The organism is Shinella sp. (assembly GCF_049651085.1).
Classification (GTDB): Bacteria; Pseudomonadota; Alphaproteobacteria; order Rhizobiales; family Rhizobiaceae; genus Shinella.
In genome coordinates, this window is sequence record NZ_JBASBL010000009.1 from 264,885 (window position 1) to 279,250 (window position 14,366).

Annotated in this window: 16 protein-coding genes; 9 read left to right on the forward strand and 7 right to left on the reverse strand. The window is 63.9% G+C overall.

The genetic code is table 11. From position 1 onward, the window contains the following. The first annotated feature begins 167 nt into the window (after positions 1-167). Positions 168-791, forward strand: a complete 624-nt coding sequence (gene grpE / locus WA950_RS06550) for a nucleotide exchange factor GrpE (RefSeq protein WP_424550884.1) — start codon at positions 168-170, stop codon at positions 789-791. A 153-nt stretch (positions 792-944) separates the two neighbouring features. Further along, complete coding sequence (locus WA950_RS06555; RefSeq protein WP_424550885.1) at positions 945-1,691, forward strand: sulfite exporter TauE/SafE family protein; 747 nt, start codon at positions 945-947, stop codon at positions 1,689-1,691. A gap of 79 nt (positions 1,692-1,770) precedes the next feature. Here WA950_RS06555 and ptsN read toward each other — a convergent pair whose 3' ends face one another. From ptsN to lptC, 6 genes are all read right to left on the reverse strand, one after another. After that, positions 1,771-2,235: a PTS IIA-like nitrogen regulatory protein PtsN gene (gene ptsN, locus WA950_RS06560; protein WP_424550996.1), complete on the reverse strand. Its 465-nt coding sequence runs from the start codon at positions 2,233-2,235 to the stop codon at positions 1,771-1,773. A gap of 74 nt (positions 2,236-2,309) precedes the next feature. Beyond that, entirely contained in the window at positions 2,310-2,885 is a 576-nt protein-coding gene (gene hpf / locus WA950_RS06565) for a ribosome hibernation-promoting factor, HPF/YfiA family (RefSeq protein WP_424550886.1), read from the reverse strand. Between the two features lie 250 nt (positions 2,886-3,135). Further along, positions 3,136-4,701, reverse strand: coding sequence for an RNA polymerase factor sigma-54 (gene rpoN, locus WA950_RS06570; RefSeq protein WP_424550887.1), 1,566 nt, complete (start codon positions 4,699-4,701; stop codon positions 3,136-3,138). Positions 4,702-4,853: 152 nt separating this feature from the next. Then, on the reverse strand, positions 4,854-5,639 hold the full coding sequence (lptB, locus tag WA950_RS06575) for an LPS export ABC transporter ATP-binding protein (RefSeq protein ID WP_424550997.1): 786 nt from the start codon (positions 5,637-5,639) through the stop codon (positions 4,854-4,856). 37 nt (positions 5,640-5,676) lie between these two features. Beyond that, positions 5,677-6,237: an LptA/OstA family protein gene (locus tag WA950_RS06580; protein WP_424550888.1), complete on the reverse strand. Its 561-nt coding sequence runs from the start codon at positions 6,235-6,237 to the stop codon at positions 5,677-5,679. A 7-nt stretch (positions 6,238-6,244) separates the two neighbouring features. Continuing rightward, on the reverse strand, positions 6,245-6,871 hold the full coding sequence (lptC, locus tag WA950_RS06585) for an LPS export ABC transporter periplasmic protein LptC (protein WP_424550889.1): 627 nt from the start codon (positions 6,869-6,871) through the stop codon (positions 6,245-6,247). 252 nt (positions 6,872-7,123) lie between these two features. Between lptC and sppA the strand changes: the two genes are divergently transcribed. The 3 genes from sppA to WA950_RS06600 all read left to right on the forward strand — a co-directional run bounded on the left by sppA (position 7,124) and on the right by WA950_RS06600 (position 8,853). After that, positions 7,124-8,074 (forward strand): signal peptide peptidase SppA, encoded by a 951-nt coding sequence (gene sppA / locus WA950_RS06590; protein ID WP_424550890.1) that lies wholly within the window; start codon positions 7,124-7,126, stop codon positions 8,072-8,074. A 9-nt stretch (positions 8,075-8,083) separates the two neighbouring features. Next, positions 8,084-8,401 (forward strand): integration host factor subunit beta, encoded by a 318-nt coding sequence (locus WA950_RS06595; protein WP_158565422.1) that lies wholly within the window; start codon positions 8,084-8,086, stop codon positions 8,399-8,401. Between the two features lie 101 nt (positions 8,402-8,502). After that, entirely contained in the window at positions 8,503-8,853 is a 351-nt protein-coding gene (locus WA950_RS06600) for a DUF1049 domain-containing protein (RefSeq protein WP_424550891.1), read from the forward strand. A 74-nt stretch (positions 8,854-8,927) separates the two neighbouring features. Here the strand turns inward: WA950_RS06600 and WA950_RS06605 are convergent, their stop codons facing one another. Then, on the reverse strand, positions 8,928-9,377 hold the full coding sequence (locus WA950_RS06605; protein ID WP_424550892.1) for an SRPBCC family protein: 450 nt from the start codon (positions 9,375-9,377) through the stop codon (positions 8,928-8,930). A gap of 128 nt (positions 9,378-9,505) precedes the next feature. Between WA950_RS06605 and WA950_RS06610 the strand changes: the two genes are divergently transcribed. Genes WA950_RS06610 through WA950_RS06625 form a run of 4 tightly spaced genes read left to right on the forward strand, consistent with a single transcriptional unit; the run spans position 9,506 to position 14,278 of the window. After that, positions 9,506-10,591: a class I SAM-dependent methyltransferase gene (locus WA950_RS06610; RefSeq protein ID WP_424550998.1), complete on the forward strand. Its 1,086-nt coding sequence runs from the start codon at positions 9,506-9,508 to the stop codon at positions 10,589-10,591. Next, positions 10,588-11,442 (forward strand): TrmH family RNA methyltransferase, encoded by an 855-nt coding sequence (locus tag WA950_RS06615; RefSeq protein ID WP_424550893.1) that lies wholly within the window; start codon positions 10,588-10,590, stop codon positions 11,440-11,442. The genes WA950_RS06610 and WA950_RS06615 overlap by 4 nt, the downstream gene beginning before the upstream one ends. Further along, positions 11,439-11,930, forward strand: a complete 492-nt coding sequence (gene lspA, locus WA950_RS06620) for a signal peptidase II (RefSeq protein ID WP_424550894.1) — start codon at positions 11,439-11,441, stop codon at positions 11,928-11,930. Before WA950_RS06615 ends, lspA begins: the two co-directional genes overlap by 4 nt. Before the next feature lie 56 nt (positions 11,931-11,986). Beyond that, entirely contained in the window at positions 11,987-14,278 is a 2,292-nt protein-coding gene (locus WA950_RS06625) for an ATP-binding protein (protein WP_424550895.1), read from the forward strand. Positions 14,279-14,366: the final 88 nt, after the last annotated feature.

The following is a 14,366-nucleotide window of genomic DNA, read 5'->3' on the forward strand; positions in this document are numbered from 1 at the left end:
AAGCATGCACCGGTTTGGCGATATCGATCTGCGGCAAGGCCGTGAAGCGAGGCGATCTGAACGATCGCGACGCGCTTTAGCCGGCATTCCGGCCGTCAGCCCTTGATTTTTCAGGCTCGAAGCTCGATATCGGGCGCAACCCTTAAATCTGCAATTCGGAGTACGTCATGACCGACGAGAGCAAAAAACACGGATCTGACGAAGCGGTGGACAACAAGGTCGCCGCTGAAGCATACGCATCGCAGGATGCTGCCGTCGAAGCCGAAGTTCCCGCCGAGCCCGATCCGGTCGAGGTGCTCAAGGCCGAGAATGCCGACCTCAAGGACAGGTATCTGCGCCTTGCCGCGGAGATGGACAACCTGCGCCGCCGCACCGAACGGGACGTGGCCGATGCCAAGTCCTATTCCGTCGCCGGTTTTGCGCGCGACATGCTCGGCGTGTCCGACAACCTGCGCCGTGCGCTCGACGCCATTCCGGCCGATGCCCTTGAAGGCGGGGATGCCGGCCTGAAGGCGCTGGCCGAAGGCGTCGAGATGACCGAGCGTTCCATGCTCACGGCGCTCGAGCGCCACGGCGTGCGCAAGCTCGATCCGATGGGCGGGAAGTTCGACCCGAATTTCCATCAGGCCATGTTTGAAGTGCCGAACGCGGATGTCGCCAACAACACCGTGGTCCAGGTCGTGCAGGCTGGATACGTGATCGGCGAGCGCGTGCTGCGGCCCGCCATGGTCGGCGTCTCCAAGGGCGGTCCGAAGGTTACCGTCGACGAGGCAACCACCGCACAGGCCTGACCGCGACCAGCCATCGAAGATCAAGACGCCCGCAACCGAAATGATGCGGGCGTTTTCTTGCCCTGCCTTTCTTCGTGCGGCATTCTCCCAAGCGCGTATGCCCGCCCCGGCCGATGACGATCGGCATTTATCCTCCATCCGAAAGGAAGCTCCTTGCCGGAAGCCGTGTGGATCATTGCACTCGGCGCAATCGTCGCGGGTTTCGTGCAGGGATTGTCCGGCTTCGCCTTCAGCCTCGTCGCCATGTCCTTCTGGGCCTGGACGGTCGAACCGGAGCTGGCTGTGGTGCTTCTGGTCTTTGGAGCGTTCACAGGTCAGCTTGTCGGCGCGTTCTCCGTCCGGCGCGGCTTCGCGGTTCCGGTTCTCCTGCCTTTCCTCGTCGGTGGTCTTGCCGGCATTCCGATCGGGGTGGCGGTCCTGCCGCTTCTCGATGCCCGTCTTTTCAAGACCATGCTCGGCCTGCTGCTGGTCGTCTGGTGCCCGATCATGCTGTTTTCGCGCTCGCCACCGCCTATCCGCTTCGGTGGCCGGCTGGCCGATGGCGCGGCCGGGTTGATCGGCGGCGTCATGGCGGGACTTGGCGGTTTCGCCGGGCCGGTACCAACGCTCTGGTGCACCTTGCGGCAGATGGACAAGAACACCCAGCGCACGGTCGTCCAGAATTTCAATCTGGCGACGCTTGGCGTCACCATGGCGATCTATCTTGCCACCGGCGTGGTCAAGGTCGAGATGGTTCCGATGTTCGCTGTCGTCGCCGCGGCCATGCTGCTGCCGACGCTGCTGGGCAGCCGCATTTACATTGGGATCAGCGAAGCGACTTTCCGGCGCATCGTGCTCGGGCTTCTGACGGCCTCGGGCGCTGCAATGCTCGCGGCCACGCTGCCACAGTTCTTTTCATGATCGGCCAAACGGAAACCGCCGCAGGACATCTGTCCGCGGCGGTTTCGATCTGCAATCGGTATGTGCCCCGAGCGCGGCCTCAGGCCGCGTTGGATGCCTGTTCCTCGCTGAGGCAGGCGTAGACCGCGCTCTCGCTGTCCGAGGCACGCAGCTTTGCGACCATTGCAGGGTCGCGCAGCACGCGGGCGATGCGGGAGAGGGCCTTCAAATGATCCGCACCGGCGCCTTCCGGCGCCAGGAGCAGGAAGACGAGGTCGACCGGTTGGTCGTCCAGCGCCTCGAAGTCAACGGGAGTCTCGAGCCTCGCGAAGAGGCCGGTGATCTGCGAAAGCTCCTTCAGCTTGCCGTGCGGGATGGCGATGCCATTGCCCACGCCGGTGGAGCCGAGCCGCTCGCGCTGAAGGATGACGTCGAAGATCTCACGCTCCGGAATTCCGGTGATCTTTGCCGCTTTTGTTGCCAGCTCCTGAAGCAATTGCTTCTTGGAATTGGCCTTCATCGCCGGAATAATCGCACTTTGCTGCAGCAAACCTGCCAATGCCATGCTCTTGTCCTCGTGCGCTGGGTGAAGGGGTTGAAGAAACGTGGTGCCGGTTTCCGGCACCACGATCCCGTCACTCAGCTTTTGATATTGGCTGCGTCGATCCAGCCAATATTGCCGTCGTTGCGTCGGTAGACGATATTGAGTTGTTCCGATCCGGCGCTGCGGAAGAGTAGGACCGGGTCGTCCGTCATGTCGAGCGCCATGACGGCGCTCGCCACGGACATCGTCCGGAGCTGCTTCGTGCTTTCCGCAACGATGGTCGGCGCGTAATCCTCGGGAAGCTCATCGTCTTCGTCGGGGACCGAGTCCATCACCGCATAGGCCACTTCCGCAAAGGCGTCCTGCCCATTGCCGTTGTGGTGTGCCTTGAGTTTGCGCTTGTAGCGGCGCAGGCGTTTCTCGATCCGTTCGGAAGCCGATTGGAAGGCTGCCTGGGGATCATTTGCTTCGCCATTTGCCTGCAAGGCCATGCCCGTATCCAGATGGATCTTGCAGTCTGCGCTGTAGCGCGATCCCGCTTTCTGTACGATGACCTGGCTCGAAAATCCTCCGTCAAAATACTTGGTTACGGCCTCTCCCACCTGCTCTTCAATGCGCTGACGGAAGGTTTCGCCGATTTCCATATGTTTACCGGATACACGCACACTCATGGAGGTTTCCTCTCGTTCGTGGTTTGCGTGCAACAGTCTATTCCAACCTCACCCTTGTTCCAAGCCTTTCAAGCATGCGATGGGCATTGCGTCGCATACGGTACAAAAGCGGGGATATTTCTGGGTGTCCGGCCTGCCTTGTCTTCAGGATCGGGGCGCGAATTAGCCCGTCCCGGTGGCGAAGTCAATCGGTGGGTTTAGCGATCGTTAACTTCTCGGGCGCGCAAACGCGGCTTTCCCCGGCTTTGTGTCACGAAAGCGCCGCTTTGGCATGCGCCCGTTTTTCGCGGCGACGCTGCACGGAAGAGGGGATGTTCATCGCCTCGCGGTACTTGGCTACCGTCCGGCGTGCAAGCTCGACGCCGCCCTTGCGCAACGCATCGACGATGTCGTCATCGGAGAGCACCGAATCGGACGATTCCTGCGCGATCATCGTGCGGATGCGGTGACGTACGGATTCCGCCGAATGGGAATCGCCGCCCTCCGCCGATCCGATCGAGACGGTAAAGAAATACTTGAGCTCGAACAGGCCGCGCGGCGTCAGCATGTACTTGTTCGAGGTGACGCGGCTGACGGTCGATTCGTGCATCTTGATCGCCTCGGCAACCGTCTTCAGGTTCAGCGGGCGCAGGTGATCGACCCCGTTCATCAGAAAGGCGTCCTGCTGGCGCACGATCTCGCTCGCCACCTTCATGATGGTGCGGGCGCGCTGGTCGAGGCTTCGCGTCAGCCAGTTGGCCGTCTGGAGGCACTCGTTCAGGAAGCCGTGGTCCGCGCTGCCGCGGCCGGTGCGGCTGGAGACAGCGGCATAGTAGTCGCGGTTGACGAGCACCCGCGGCAGGGTGTCGGCATTGAGCTCGACATGCCAGCTGCCATCCGGCGCGGCATGCACGATGATATCCGGTACCACGGCCTCCGCGCCGCTCGTCTCGTAGCGAGTGCCGGGCTTGGGATCGAGCTTGCGGATTTCCGCCAGCATGTCGAGAAGGTCTTCCTCGCCCACGCCGCAGAGCTTCTTCAGCGTCGCGAAATCGCGCCGGGCGAGCAGTTCGAGATTGTCGATCAGCGCGGCCATGGCCGGGTCGAGGCGATCAAGGGCCTTGAGCTGGATGGCGAGGCATTCACTGAGCGAGCGGGCAAAGACGCCGGGCGGGTCCAGCTCCTGGAGGCGGGCGAGCACGCGCTCGATGTCGGGAACGGGCTTGCCGAGGCGCATCGCCGTGTCGGCGGTGCTGCCCTGGAGATATCCGGCCTCGTCAAGCTGGTCGATGAGGTGCTGGGCGATCAGCCGGTCGATCGGGTCGGAGAGAGCGAAGGGGACCTGCTCGTTGAGCACATCGCGCAATGTCTTGCGGCTCGCGACGAAGGCGTCGAGGTCGTAGCCCTCGCCATCCTCGCCGCCGCCGGGCATGGACTTCCATTGGCCGAGGAGCTCCGGCGCATCCGCCGCCCGCGGGCCGGCATCGTCGGGAAACACGTTGTCGAAACCGCCGTCGAAAACATCGGATGTGTTGCCGGCCGTATCGGCGGTGGCCGAATCGTAGAGGTCCGGCTGAAAGCCTTCGTCGGCGCCCGCCCGTTCGGCAGGCACGCGCTCGTCGCCGCCCGTAAAATGCTCATCCGGGTCAGGGACGTGGTCGCGCACGCCGTCGTCGCTGGCGGCGATTTCGAGCAGCGGATTCTTCTCGAGTTCCTGTTCGATGAATTGGGTGAGCTCGACATGCGTCATCTGCAGAAGCTGGATCGACTGCATGAGCTGCGGGGTCATGACCAGCGACTGGCTTTGGCGCAGGAAAAGGCCGGCTGCGAGTGCCATGCGGAACGCTCTACTCCCGGGAAAAGCCACCCTCGGCCATCGTGGCGAGGCAGCAAGCTCCAACTGGCCCGAAAATTGCTTTTTTGAGGAGTTTGGTCAAGTCGCCGCCGTGAACTTGGTGAAGATCGCGGCGCTCTGGCGCAGGCACGGCCCTAGAGGCTGAAATTGTCGCCGAGATAGAGGCGGCGTACATCCGCATTGTTGACGATGTCGTTTGCCCGGCCATGGGTCAGAACTTCGCCAGCGTGAATGATGTAGGCGCGGTCGATGAGGCCGAGCGTCTCGCGCACATTGTGGTCGGTGATGAGCACGCCGATCCCGCGCGAGGTGAGGTGGCGCACCAGCGCCTGGATGTCGGCAACCGAGATCGGGTCGACGCCGGCAAAGGGCTCGTCGAGCAGCATGAAGGTCGGGTCCGTGGCCAGCGCACGGGCGATTTCGAGCCGGCGGCGTTCACCGCCCGAAAGCGCCACGGCCGGCGACTTTCTGAGATGCGCTATCGAGAATTCGGCCAGGAGGCTGTCAAGCTTCTGCTCGCGCTGCACCTTGTTCTTGTCGTGCACTTCCAGCACCGCGCGGATGTTTTCCTCCACCGTCAGGCCCCGGAAAATCGAGGCTTCCTGCGGCAGGTACCCGACGCCGAGACGGGCGCGGCGATACATCGGCATGGTGGTGACGTCATGGCCGTTGATTTCGATCGTGCCCTCGTCGACAGGCACCAGACCGGTGATCATGTAGAAACAGGTCGTCTTGCCCGCACCGTTGGGGCCGAGCAGGCCGACAGCCTCGCCGCGACGCACGACGAGCGAGGCGCCGTTGACGACGCGGCGGTCGCGATAGGTCTTCGTCAGGCCGCGGGCAATGAGGGTGCCTTCGTAGCGCGAGAGATCGGCGCTGCGCTGCGGCTCGTGCACGGCCTTTTTCGGGCGGCGCGTCAGGCGGGTGAGCAGGGAAGAAGACACCAGGGAAGCTGTTTCAGTTCGTTTGTTTGCGGGATTTGGGGTCGAGCTGGATCATGACGCGGCCGCCACAGGCATCGAGCTTGGCCTCGCCGGTGCGCATGGCCACCTGGAGCTGGCAGCCGACGAAGACGTTTTCGCCTTCGGACAGCACGACCTTCTTGCCCTTCAGCAGCAGCGTCTCGTTGACCATGTTGAACGTGCCGGTATCGGCGGTCGCTTCCTGGGTCTGCGACTTCAGGTAAACCTTGTCGAAGACGTCGATCTTCTCGATATCGGCATCGCCGCTGGCAACCGAGCCGCCGCCGGATTTGTAGTAGACGACCATCCTGCCGGCCTGCAGCGTCGTCGTGCCCTGCACGACCTTAACGTTGCCGGTGAATTCCGCCTGGCTCTCCTGGTCGCGAATCTCCAGCTTGTCGCTCTGGATCTGGATCGGCTGATCGTTCGACAGCTCCATGCCCTGCATGCGGCTCGACGTCTGCTGGGCGGAGGCGGAGCCTGCTGCAAGCGCGAGGCCCGCAGCAAAAACGAAAACGCTGGCGGCCCGAGCGGGGGCGGAGAGAGTGGCGAACATGGCGCTCTTACTTTTCTCGGTTGCGGATGGTGGCAGGGTTGACGTCCACGACGACCTTGCCTTCAAAGACGACGACCTTGCCTTTATCCGTCATTCGCAGCGACTGCGCAACAATGGATGCGGCGGACGAACGGATTGAAACGGGCTCGTCCGTCGACATGGTTCCGCCGTTGATGTCAAGATGGGCCGAGCGGAAGGCCGCCTCGAGGCCGGTATTGAGATTGATGGTAAAGGGCGCAAGCATGTCGAGCAGGTTGCGGCCGCGGTCGTAGACGCCTGTCTTGGCGACGACTTCGGCAATCGTCGTCTCGTTGACCGGCATCTTCGCCGTGATGTTCTCGAGCGTGATGACGTCGGGCTGCTTCATGTCCTGCAGCGCCCGTTCGGCCTTCATCGAGTAGCTGATGCCGTCATTGTTGCGGCCGGCGATGGCGGGATAGCGCATCACGATCTTGCCATCCTCGATGGTGGCGCTTTCGACCTGCAGATCGGAGGGAACATAGGTGCGCACGATGGAGACGACCGCAAAGATCGCGCCGATGATGAGGGCGATGACCGGCAGGGCGATCTTCAGGAAGCGTACGCGCGCGGAATGGCGCGTCGCGAGGCGGTAAGCCTCGGGAGAAACGCCCATGCCCGGTGCACCTGTCGGTGCTTCTGTCACGCTGTCCAGCATAATGCCTGCTTGAATTTTCGGCCCCGGCTTTCGTCGTTCACATGCCTGGCCGCAATCATAACGGGCCGCATATGGCGATTATTCCTGAACAAACAATGGATGTCCAAGAAAGTTCAGCGACGATTTGCCATTTGTACGGGGAATGCCATATCGGTAGGGCCTTCCGCAAGCCACCTGGTACAAGGTGACCGCAAGCATCGAGGACTGGGAATGGATCAATCCGCCATCACCGACCGCCGGCAACTGCGCCGCAAGCTCACCTTCTGGCGCATCGCGGCCATCCTGGTCGCGCTCCTCGCCATTTTTGCCGCCGCCAGCTGGCAATGGTCGGGCACCGCGCCGGTCGATCATATTGCAAGGGTAAAGATCTCCGGCATCATCCAGGACGACACGGAGCTTCTGCAGCGTCTCGACCGCATCGCCCGCAACGACCGGGTGAAGGCGCTCGTCGTGACGATTTCCTCTCCCGGCGGCACCACTTACGGCGGCGAGGTGATCTTCAAGGCGCTGCGCAAGGTGGCGGAGAAGAAGCCCGTCGTCTCGGACGTGCGCACGCTTGCCGCTTCCGCCGGCTACATGATCGCGACGGCCGGCGACACGATCATCGCGGGCGAAAGCTCGATCACCGGTTCGATCGGCGTCATCTTCCAGTATCCGCAGCTGAAGGAATTGATGGACAAGGTCGGCGTCTCCCTCGAGGAAATCAAATCCGCGCCGCTGAAGGCCGAGCCTTCGCCCTTCCACCCGGCGAGCGAAGAGGCCAAGACGATGATCCGCGCCATGGTGATGGACAGCTATGACTGGTTCGTCGATCTCGTCGCCGAGCGCCGCAAGCTGCCGCGCGCCGAGGTCTTGCGCCTTGCCGACGGCAGCATCTTCACCGGCCGTCAGGCGCTCGCCGCCAAGCTGGTCGACACGCTGGGCGGGCCGGAGGCCATCCGCGCTTATCTGGACGAGCGGAAGGTTCCTGCCGACCTGCTCTTCATCGACTACGATGCGCCGAAAAGATCCCTTTTCCCGTGGTTGGGCGCCAGCACGCAGGACCTTGCCCGTTCCGTTCTCGGCCAGTTTTTCGACCTTCAACCGACGATCGAAAAACTGGCTGGCCAAAAGTTGTTTCTTGACGGTCTGGTCTCGGTTTGGCAGGTTGATCATGATTGAAAAACAAGAATTTTTGAGGGGGATACAGTGATCAAGTCGGAACTGGTTCAGATTGTCGCCGCGCGCAATCCTCACCTCTATCACCGCGACGTCGAGAACATCGTCAATGCGGTGCTCGACGAGATCACCGACGCGCTTGCCGCCGGAAACCGGGTCGAGCTGCGCGGCTTCGGCGCCTTCTCCGTCAAGAACCGCCCCTCCCGCTCGGGCCGCAATCCGCGCACGGGCGATGCGGTCTTCGTCGAGGAGAAGTGGGTCCCGTTCTTCAAGACCGGCAAGGAGCTGCGCGAACGCCTCAACCCCGGCCAGGCCGACCAGGACGATTGAAGCAGTTCCAGCAAGAGTGTAAAGCGGTTCTGCGCCCGGAATTGCGTGGAGCAGCGGTAGGGCGCCCTGCCGGCGCCTCGCGCCACAGATAAGGTGACGCCATGATCAAGAGAGTAATCAACGTCCTCGTGCTCATTCCGGTCGGCATCGTGCTGATCGTGCTGTCGGTGGCGAATCGACAGTCGGTGACGCTCGCGCTCAATCCGTTCCGGCCGGAAGACAGCGTGCTCTCCATGACCGCGCCCTTCTTCGTCTATCTCTTCCTCGCAACGATCTTCGGTCTCGTCCTCGGCTCGCTCGCCACCTGGTTTGCCCAGGGCAAACACCGCAAGCGCGCCCGCATCGAGGCGAATGAAGCCGTCAAGTGGCACAGCGAGGCGGAAAAGCACCGCACCCGCGCCGAGGCGATCGTCTCGCAGGCCGTCGTGCCGGTTTCCGGGAAGCTGAACTGAAGCGCGTCGCGATCCTCCCCGCTACGCTTCAGCTATTTGATTTTTCGCGTGTCGTCGGCAAGGCGCGACCTGCTTCAGGCCGAGCCGCCGTTCAGTCTTGCGCCGAGATCGGTGAAGAATTGCGCGGCCAGCTTTTTCGACGTCGAATCGATCAGTCGTGAGCCGAGCTGGGCGAGCTTGCCGCCGATCTGCGCCTTCACGTCGTAGGCAAGGATCGTGTCGCCGCCGTCTTCACTCAGCCGCACGTCGGCGCCGCCCTTGGCAAAGCCCGCAATGCCCCCCTTGCCCTCGCCGGAAATCGTGTAGCCTTCCGGCGGGTTGAGATTCGATAGCGTCACCTCGCCGTTGAAGGTGGCGGAGACCGGGCCGATCTTGATCTTGACGGTTGCCTCCAGCTCGGTCGGGGACTTCATCGTGAGCGACTGACAGCCCGGAATGCAGGCTTTCAGGATCTCGGGATCGTTGAGCGCGGCCCAGACGGCCTCGCGCGGGGCAGCAATACGTTCTTCGCCGGACATGTCCATGATCGATCCTCCCTGGAGCTGTTCCAAACTATCGCAATCGGAAAGCGCTTTGCCAAGTGGGGGAGGGATGGTATGGACCGCTCGTTTTCCGGCGCTGCCGGCAGGTTTCAACCGACGACGGATGATCGATCGTGAAGGACAGACATCGCCGGCCGAAGAGCGGCGCCGCAACGCCCGCCAAAGCGCACGCGCCCATGAAGGCGCACGCGCCAAGGCCTCCGGCCGCGAAAGCGCCGGCCCCCAGGAAGGAGCCGCGCCCGGCCCCCGAAGCTCCCGCGCGCCCGCTGATGCGCCGCGAGGGCGAGAAGCCGGCCGAGCGCGTGCCGGTGATCCTGGAGACCGCAGGGTCCGACCAGTACCGCCTGATAGACAGCGGCGCGGGTGAAAAGCTCGAACAATATGGCCCCTACCGCATCGTGCGGCCGGAAGCGCAGGCGCTCTGGCAGCGCAGCCAGCCCGCCGTGTGGGACAAGGCCGATGCGATCTTCACCGGTGATACGGACGAGGACGGCATGGGGCGCTGGAAGTTCCCCAAGGCGGCGCTCGGCGAAACCTGGCCGATGCAGCTGCTCGGCGTCGATTTCCACGGCCGCTTCACCGCCTTCCGCCATGTCGGCGTTTTCCCCGAACAGCTCGCCCATTGGAGCTGGATGAAGGAGCAGGTCGAGACCGCGGGCCGCCCGCTCAAGGTGCTGAACCTGTTCGGCTATACCGGCGTCGCCTCGCTGGTCGCGGCAAGCGCCGGGGCGGAAGTCACCCATGTCGACGCATCGAAGAAGGCGATCGGCTGGGCGCGCGAGAACCAGGCGCTCGGCCGCATGGAAAAGCTGCCGATCCGCTGGATCTGCGAAGACGCCATGAAGTTCATCCAGCGCGAGGAACGCCGCGGCAGCAAGTACGACATCATCCTCACCGACCCGCCGAAATTCGGCCGCGGCCCGAACGGCGAGGTCTGGCACCTGTTCGACCACCTGCCGCTGATGCTGGATGTCTGCCGGGAAATTCTCTCGCCCAAGGCCGTCGGCCTCGTGCTCACGGCCTATTCGATCCGCGCGAGCTTCTATTCCATCCACGAGCTGATGCGCGAAACCATGCGCGGCCTTGGCGGTACGGTGGAATCGGGCGAGCTTGTCATCCGTGAGAGCGGCCCGGACGGCGGCGATGCCGGTCGCGCGCTCTCTACATCCCTCTTCAGCCGATGGATCAGCGCATGAGCCACGAACAGCCTGGGGCCCGCCGCGTCGGGCAGGTGAAGGAGGTCACGAGCCTCTCCAACCCGATCATCAAGGACATCAAGGCGCTCTCGAACAAGAAGGAGCGCGACGAGACGAAGAGCTTCATGGCGGAAGGCCTGAAGCTGGTGATCGACGCGCTGGAACTCGGCTTCGAGATCAAGACGCTGGTCTATGCCAAGAACGTCAAGGACAAGCCGCAGGTCGAACAGGTCGCCAAGAAGACCTTCGTGCGCGGCGGGCTTGTTCTGGAGGTCAGCGAAAAGGTGCTGTCCTCGATCACCCGGCGCGACAATCCGCAGATGGTCGTCGGCATTTTCACGCAGCGCTGGACCGGCCTGAAGGACCTGAGACCGAAGACCGGCGAGACCTATGTCGCGCTCGATCGCGTGCGCGATCCCGGCAATCTCGGCACGATCATCCGCACGGCGGATGCGGCCGGGGCCAGTGGCGTCATCCTCGTCGGCGAGACGACCGATCCGTTCTCGATGGAAACCGTGCGCGCCACCATGGGCTCGGTCTTCGCCGTACCGCTGGTCAGGACGAACGTTGCCGATTTCCTCGCCTGGAAAAAGACGGCGGGCGTTTCGCTCGTCGCGACCCACCTTGCCGGCGCGGTCGACTATCGGACCATCGACTATCGCAAGAAGCCGGTCGTGCTGCTGATGGGCAACGAGCAGGCGGGCTTGCCGGAAGAACTGGCGCGCGAAGCCAATGCGCTCGCCCGCATCCCGCAGGCCGGCCGCGCGGATTCGCTGAATCTCGCCATCGCCACCGGCATCATGCTCTTCGAGGCCCGCCGCCACCTCCTGACGCTGGACGAGCGTGCATGAACGATCGCGTTCCGCTTTTCTCCCGGCCGCTGCCGGTCGTCGTCCTCATCGTGCTGGCGCTGCTGCTCGATCAGGCGGTGAAATTCGCCGTCGAGGCCTGGCTTCCCTTCCAGGAGGCGGTGGGTGTCGTGCCGATGCTGGCGCTTTACCGCACCTACAACTACGGCGTCGCCTTCTCCATGCTGTCGGGCATGGAGGGCTGGTTCATCGTCACGCTCCGGCTCTTCGTCGTCGGCTTCGTCATCTGGCTCTGGCGCCAGACGCCGAAGGAACGCGGCTTTGCCCATGCCGGCTATGCCTTCATCATCGCCGGCGCCTTCGGCAACCTCATCGACCGGGCGCTGTTCGGCTACGTCATCGACTACATCCTCTTCTATACGCAGACGTGGTCCTTTGCGGTCTTCAACCTTGCCGACAGTTTCATCACCATCGGGGCCGGTCTCGTCATCCTCGACGAGCTACTCCTGCTGCGCCGCCGGGATCGATAAATTTTTATCGACTTGCTGAAGCCGATTTGAACGGTCCGCGTGCTAAGCGGATCGTCATGAGCGAACCCGTCAAGCTACAGAACCGGCTCAAGGCCGAATTTGCCGATGAGCCGCCTCGTTCCGCCCGCGCCCGTTCCAAAAGGGCGGCGGCGCGCGATTCCGGCTTCCCTGATGCAGGCAAGGTCGCGCCTGTGCCGAGGCGTGAAAGCCATGCGGCGCTCCGCAGCGCCATTGCCGGTCTCGGTCTCTTTCTGGCGGTGCTGGCGCTCGCAACGGGTATGGCCGCCGGGTTCTACGCCGCCGCCGCCGGCCTTGGCCTTGCGGGCATTGCCGGTGCTGCCATCCTGTTCCGGTCGCGCCAGCCGGCAGCCGGTATCGAAGCCGCCGACGATCGTTCCTGGGAGCGTAGCGAGACCTCGGAAATCCTCTCGGCGATCCATGACGTGCTCGGCGATATCGTGGTCATGCGCGCGCTGGACGGCCGCATCCTCAGCGCCAATGCCGTGCTCGGCGAACTGACGGGTATCGCGGAGGTCGAAGGCAAGACCTGCGAGGCGCTCGGCCTAACCTTCCGCTCGCAGGCCAGCGCGCATCGCTACGATGTCGATGTCGAAGGCCCGACGGGCAGGCGCATCTATTCCTGGCACGATGTCACCGTGCGCGATCCCGCCTCGGGCGAACTCGTCGTGCACTCCATCGCTCGCGACGTGACGGAGGAACGCTGCGCCGAAAGCGAGCGCGAACGTGCCCGCCAGCGCGCGGAAGCGGCAAGCGCCGCCAAGTCGCGCCTGCTGGCTACCGTCAGCCATGAGATCCGCACGCCGCTCTCCGGCATTCTCGGCATGTCCCACCTCATCGGCCAGACCCGGCTGACCGCCGAGCAGAAGAATTACCTTGCCGGCATCCGCCAGTCCGGCCATGCGCTGGTCCAGCTCGTCGACGATCTGCTCGATTTCTCCACCATCGAGGCCGGCCGCTTCCAGCTTCGCCCCTCGCAAGAGCCGGTGCGGCCGATGCTGGAAAGCGTCGTCGAGATGCTGTCGCCGCGCGCCCATGAAAAGGGCATTGAGATCGGCTCCTTCGTGTCGCCCGAGGTGCCGGGGCTTCTGCTCTACGATGCGCCGCGACTGCGCCAGGTTTTGTACAATGTCGTCGGCAATGCCGTTAAGTTCACGCATACGGGCGGCGTCTTCCTCGAGACCTCGCTGGATCGCGGTGCCGTCGTCATTCGCGTGACGGATACGGGACCAGGGATGAATGCCGAGGAACAGGCCCGCATCTTCGAGGAGTTCGAGCAGACGGGCAGCACGGCCCAGCGCAGCGCCGGCACGGGGCTGGGTCTTGCCATTTCCGCGCGCATCCTCAGCGAGGCCGGCGGTGGCCTGACGCTCGAAAGTGCGCCCGGCAAGGGCAGCACCTTCACCATCCGCATGCCGATCGAGGGCCGCAAGACGGGGGGCGCCGGCCGTTCCCGCAAGGGCATCCTGACGGGCAGCCTCGTCTTCCTGCTGGCGCCGGCGGGCCCGGCTTCGCTGGCGCTGGTGCGCACCATCGGCGCGCTGGGCGGCGCCTGCCATCTGGCGACCTCTGTCGATGAGGCGCTGGCGTTTGCCGAGGGGCTCACCGGCCGAAAGGCCGATCTGACGGATATCATCGTGGACAACCGTCTTGCCGGCGTCTTCCGCCGGGAGCTTGCCGATATGGCCTGTTTCCGAGACAGCCGTGCCCGGCGCATCTATCTCGTCAACCCGGAAGAGCGCAGCGGCCGAGCGATCGGCAATGGCGAGGGCTACGATTCCTGGCTCATCCGACCGCTGCGCGAGCGTTCGCTCGTCGAGGTACTGCGAGGCCGCATGAAGGGTATCGAGGTGCGCGATGCGATCAACGACAACCGGCCGATCCTGAAGGATCTGCCGCAGCTCGTCGAGGAGCCGGCCCCGGTTCCCGCAACGGGCATGCGCATCCTGCTGGCGGAGGACGATCCGGTCAACGCCATGCTGGTGCGCTCCGTGCTGGAGCGGGCGGGCCACACGGTACGCCATGTGCCCGACTACCCGGCCCTCGCTGCCGCGCTCGGCGGGGTTACGGATACTGGCCCGTTCACCGCAGATCTCATCGTCACCGATTTCGGCATGCCCGGCGGCGACGGCAGGCAGATGATCGCCCGCATCGCCCAGCAGGACTTCGGCCATGCCCGCCTGCCGGTCATCGTGCTGACGGCCGACAGCCGCGCCGGGCTGCACGAGGAGCTGCTGGCGGCGGGCGCGGATGCGGTGCTGGCAAAGCCCGCGGACCCCGCGCAACTGATCGCGGAAATAGCGCGGCTCGCCCGGCGGGCCAGCGCCTGAAGGTCGCACCCGGGCGGGTTTTCGCTATCCAAGCCGGCTCCACGTCATTATCCTGTTGCAGAATCGTGGTTAGTTTCACGAAGTTTCG

Excerpts from the sequence above, each read along its gene's own strand:
- grpE (WP_424550884.1), top strand. The coding sequence starts at position 168 with ATGACCGACGAGAGCAAAAAACACGGATCTGACGAAGCGGTGGACAAC.
- ptsN (WP_424550996.1), bottom strand. The coding sequence starts at position 2,235 with ATGGCATTGGCAGGTTTGCTGCAGCAAAGTGCGATTATTCCGGCGATG.
- hpf (WP_424550886.1), bottom strand. The coding sequence starts at position 2,885 with ATGAGTGTGCGTGTATCCGGTAAACATATGGAAATCGGCGAAACCTTC.
- rpoN (WP_424550887.1), bottom strand. The coding sequence starts at position 4,701 with ATGGCACTCGCAGCCGGCCTTTTCCTGCGCCAAAGCCAGTCGCTGGTC.
- WA950_RS06580 (WP_424550888.1), bottom strand. The coding sequence starts at position 6,237 with ATGTTCGCCACTCTCTCCGCCCCCGCTCGGGCCGCCAGCGTTTTCGTT.
- lptC (WP_424550889.1), bottom strand. The coding sequence starts at position 6,871 with ATGGGCGTTTCTCCCGAGGCTTACCGCCTCGCGACGCGCCATTCCGCG.
- sppA (WP_424550890.1), top strand. The coding sequence starts at position 7,124 with ATGGATCAATCCGCCATCACCGACCGCCGGCAACTGCGCCGCAAGCTC.
- WA950_RS06600 (WP_424550891.1), top strand. The coding sequence starts at position 8,503 with ATGATCAAGAGAGTAATCAACGTCCTCGTGCTCATTCCGGTCGGCATC.
- WA950_RS06605 (WP_424550892.1), bottom strand. The coding sequence starts at position 9,377 with ATGGACATGTCCGGCGAAGAACGTATTGCTGCCCCGCGCGAGGCCGTC.
- WA950_RS06615 (WP_424550893.1), top strand. The coding sequence starts at position 10,588 with ATGAGCCACGAACAGCCTGGGGCCCGCCGCGTCGGGCAGGTGAAGGAG.
- lspA (WP_424550894.1), top strand. The coding sequence starts at position 11,439 with ATGAACGATCGCGTTCCGCTTTTCTCCCGGCCGCTGCCGGTCGTCGTC.
- WA950_RS06625 (WP_424550895.1), top strand. The coding sequence starts at position 11,987 with ATGAGCGAACCCGTCAAGCTACAGAACCGGCTCAAGGCCGAATTTGCC.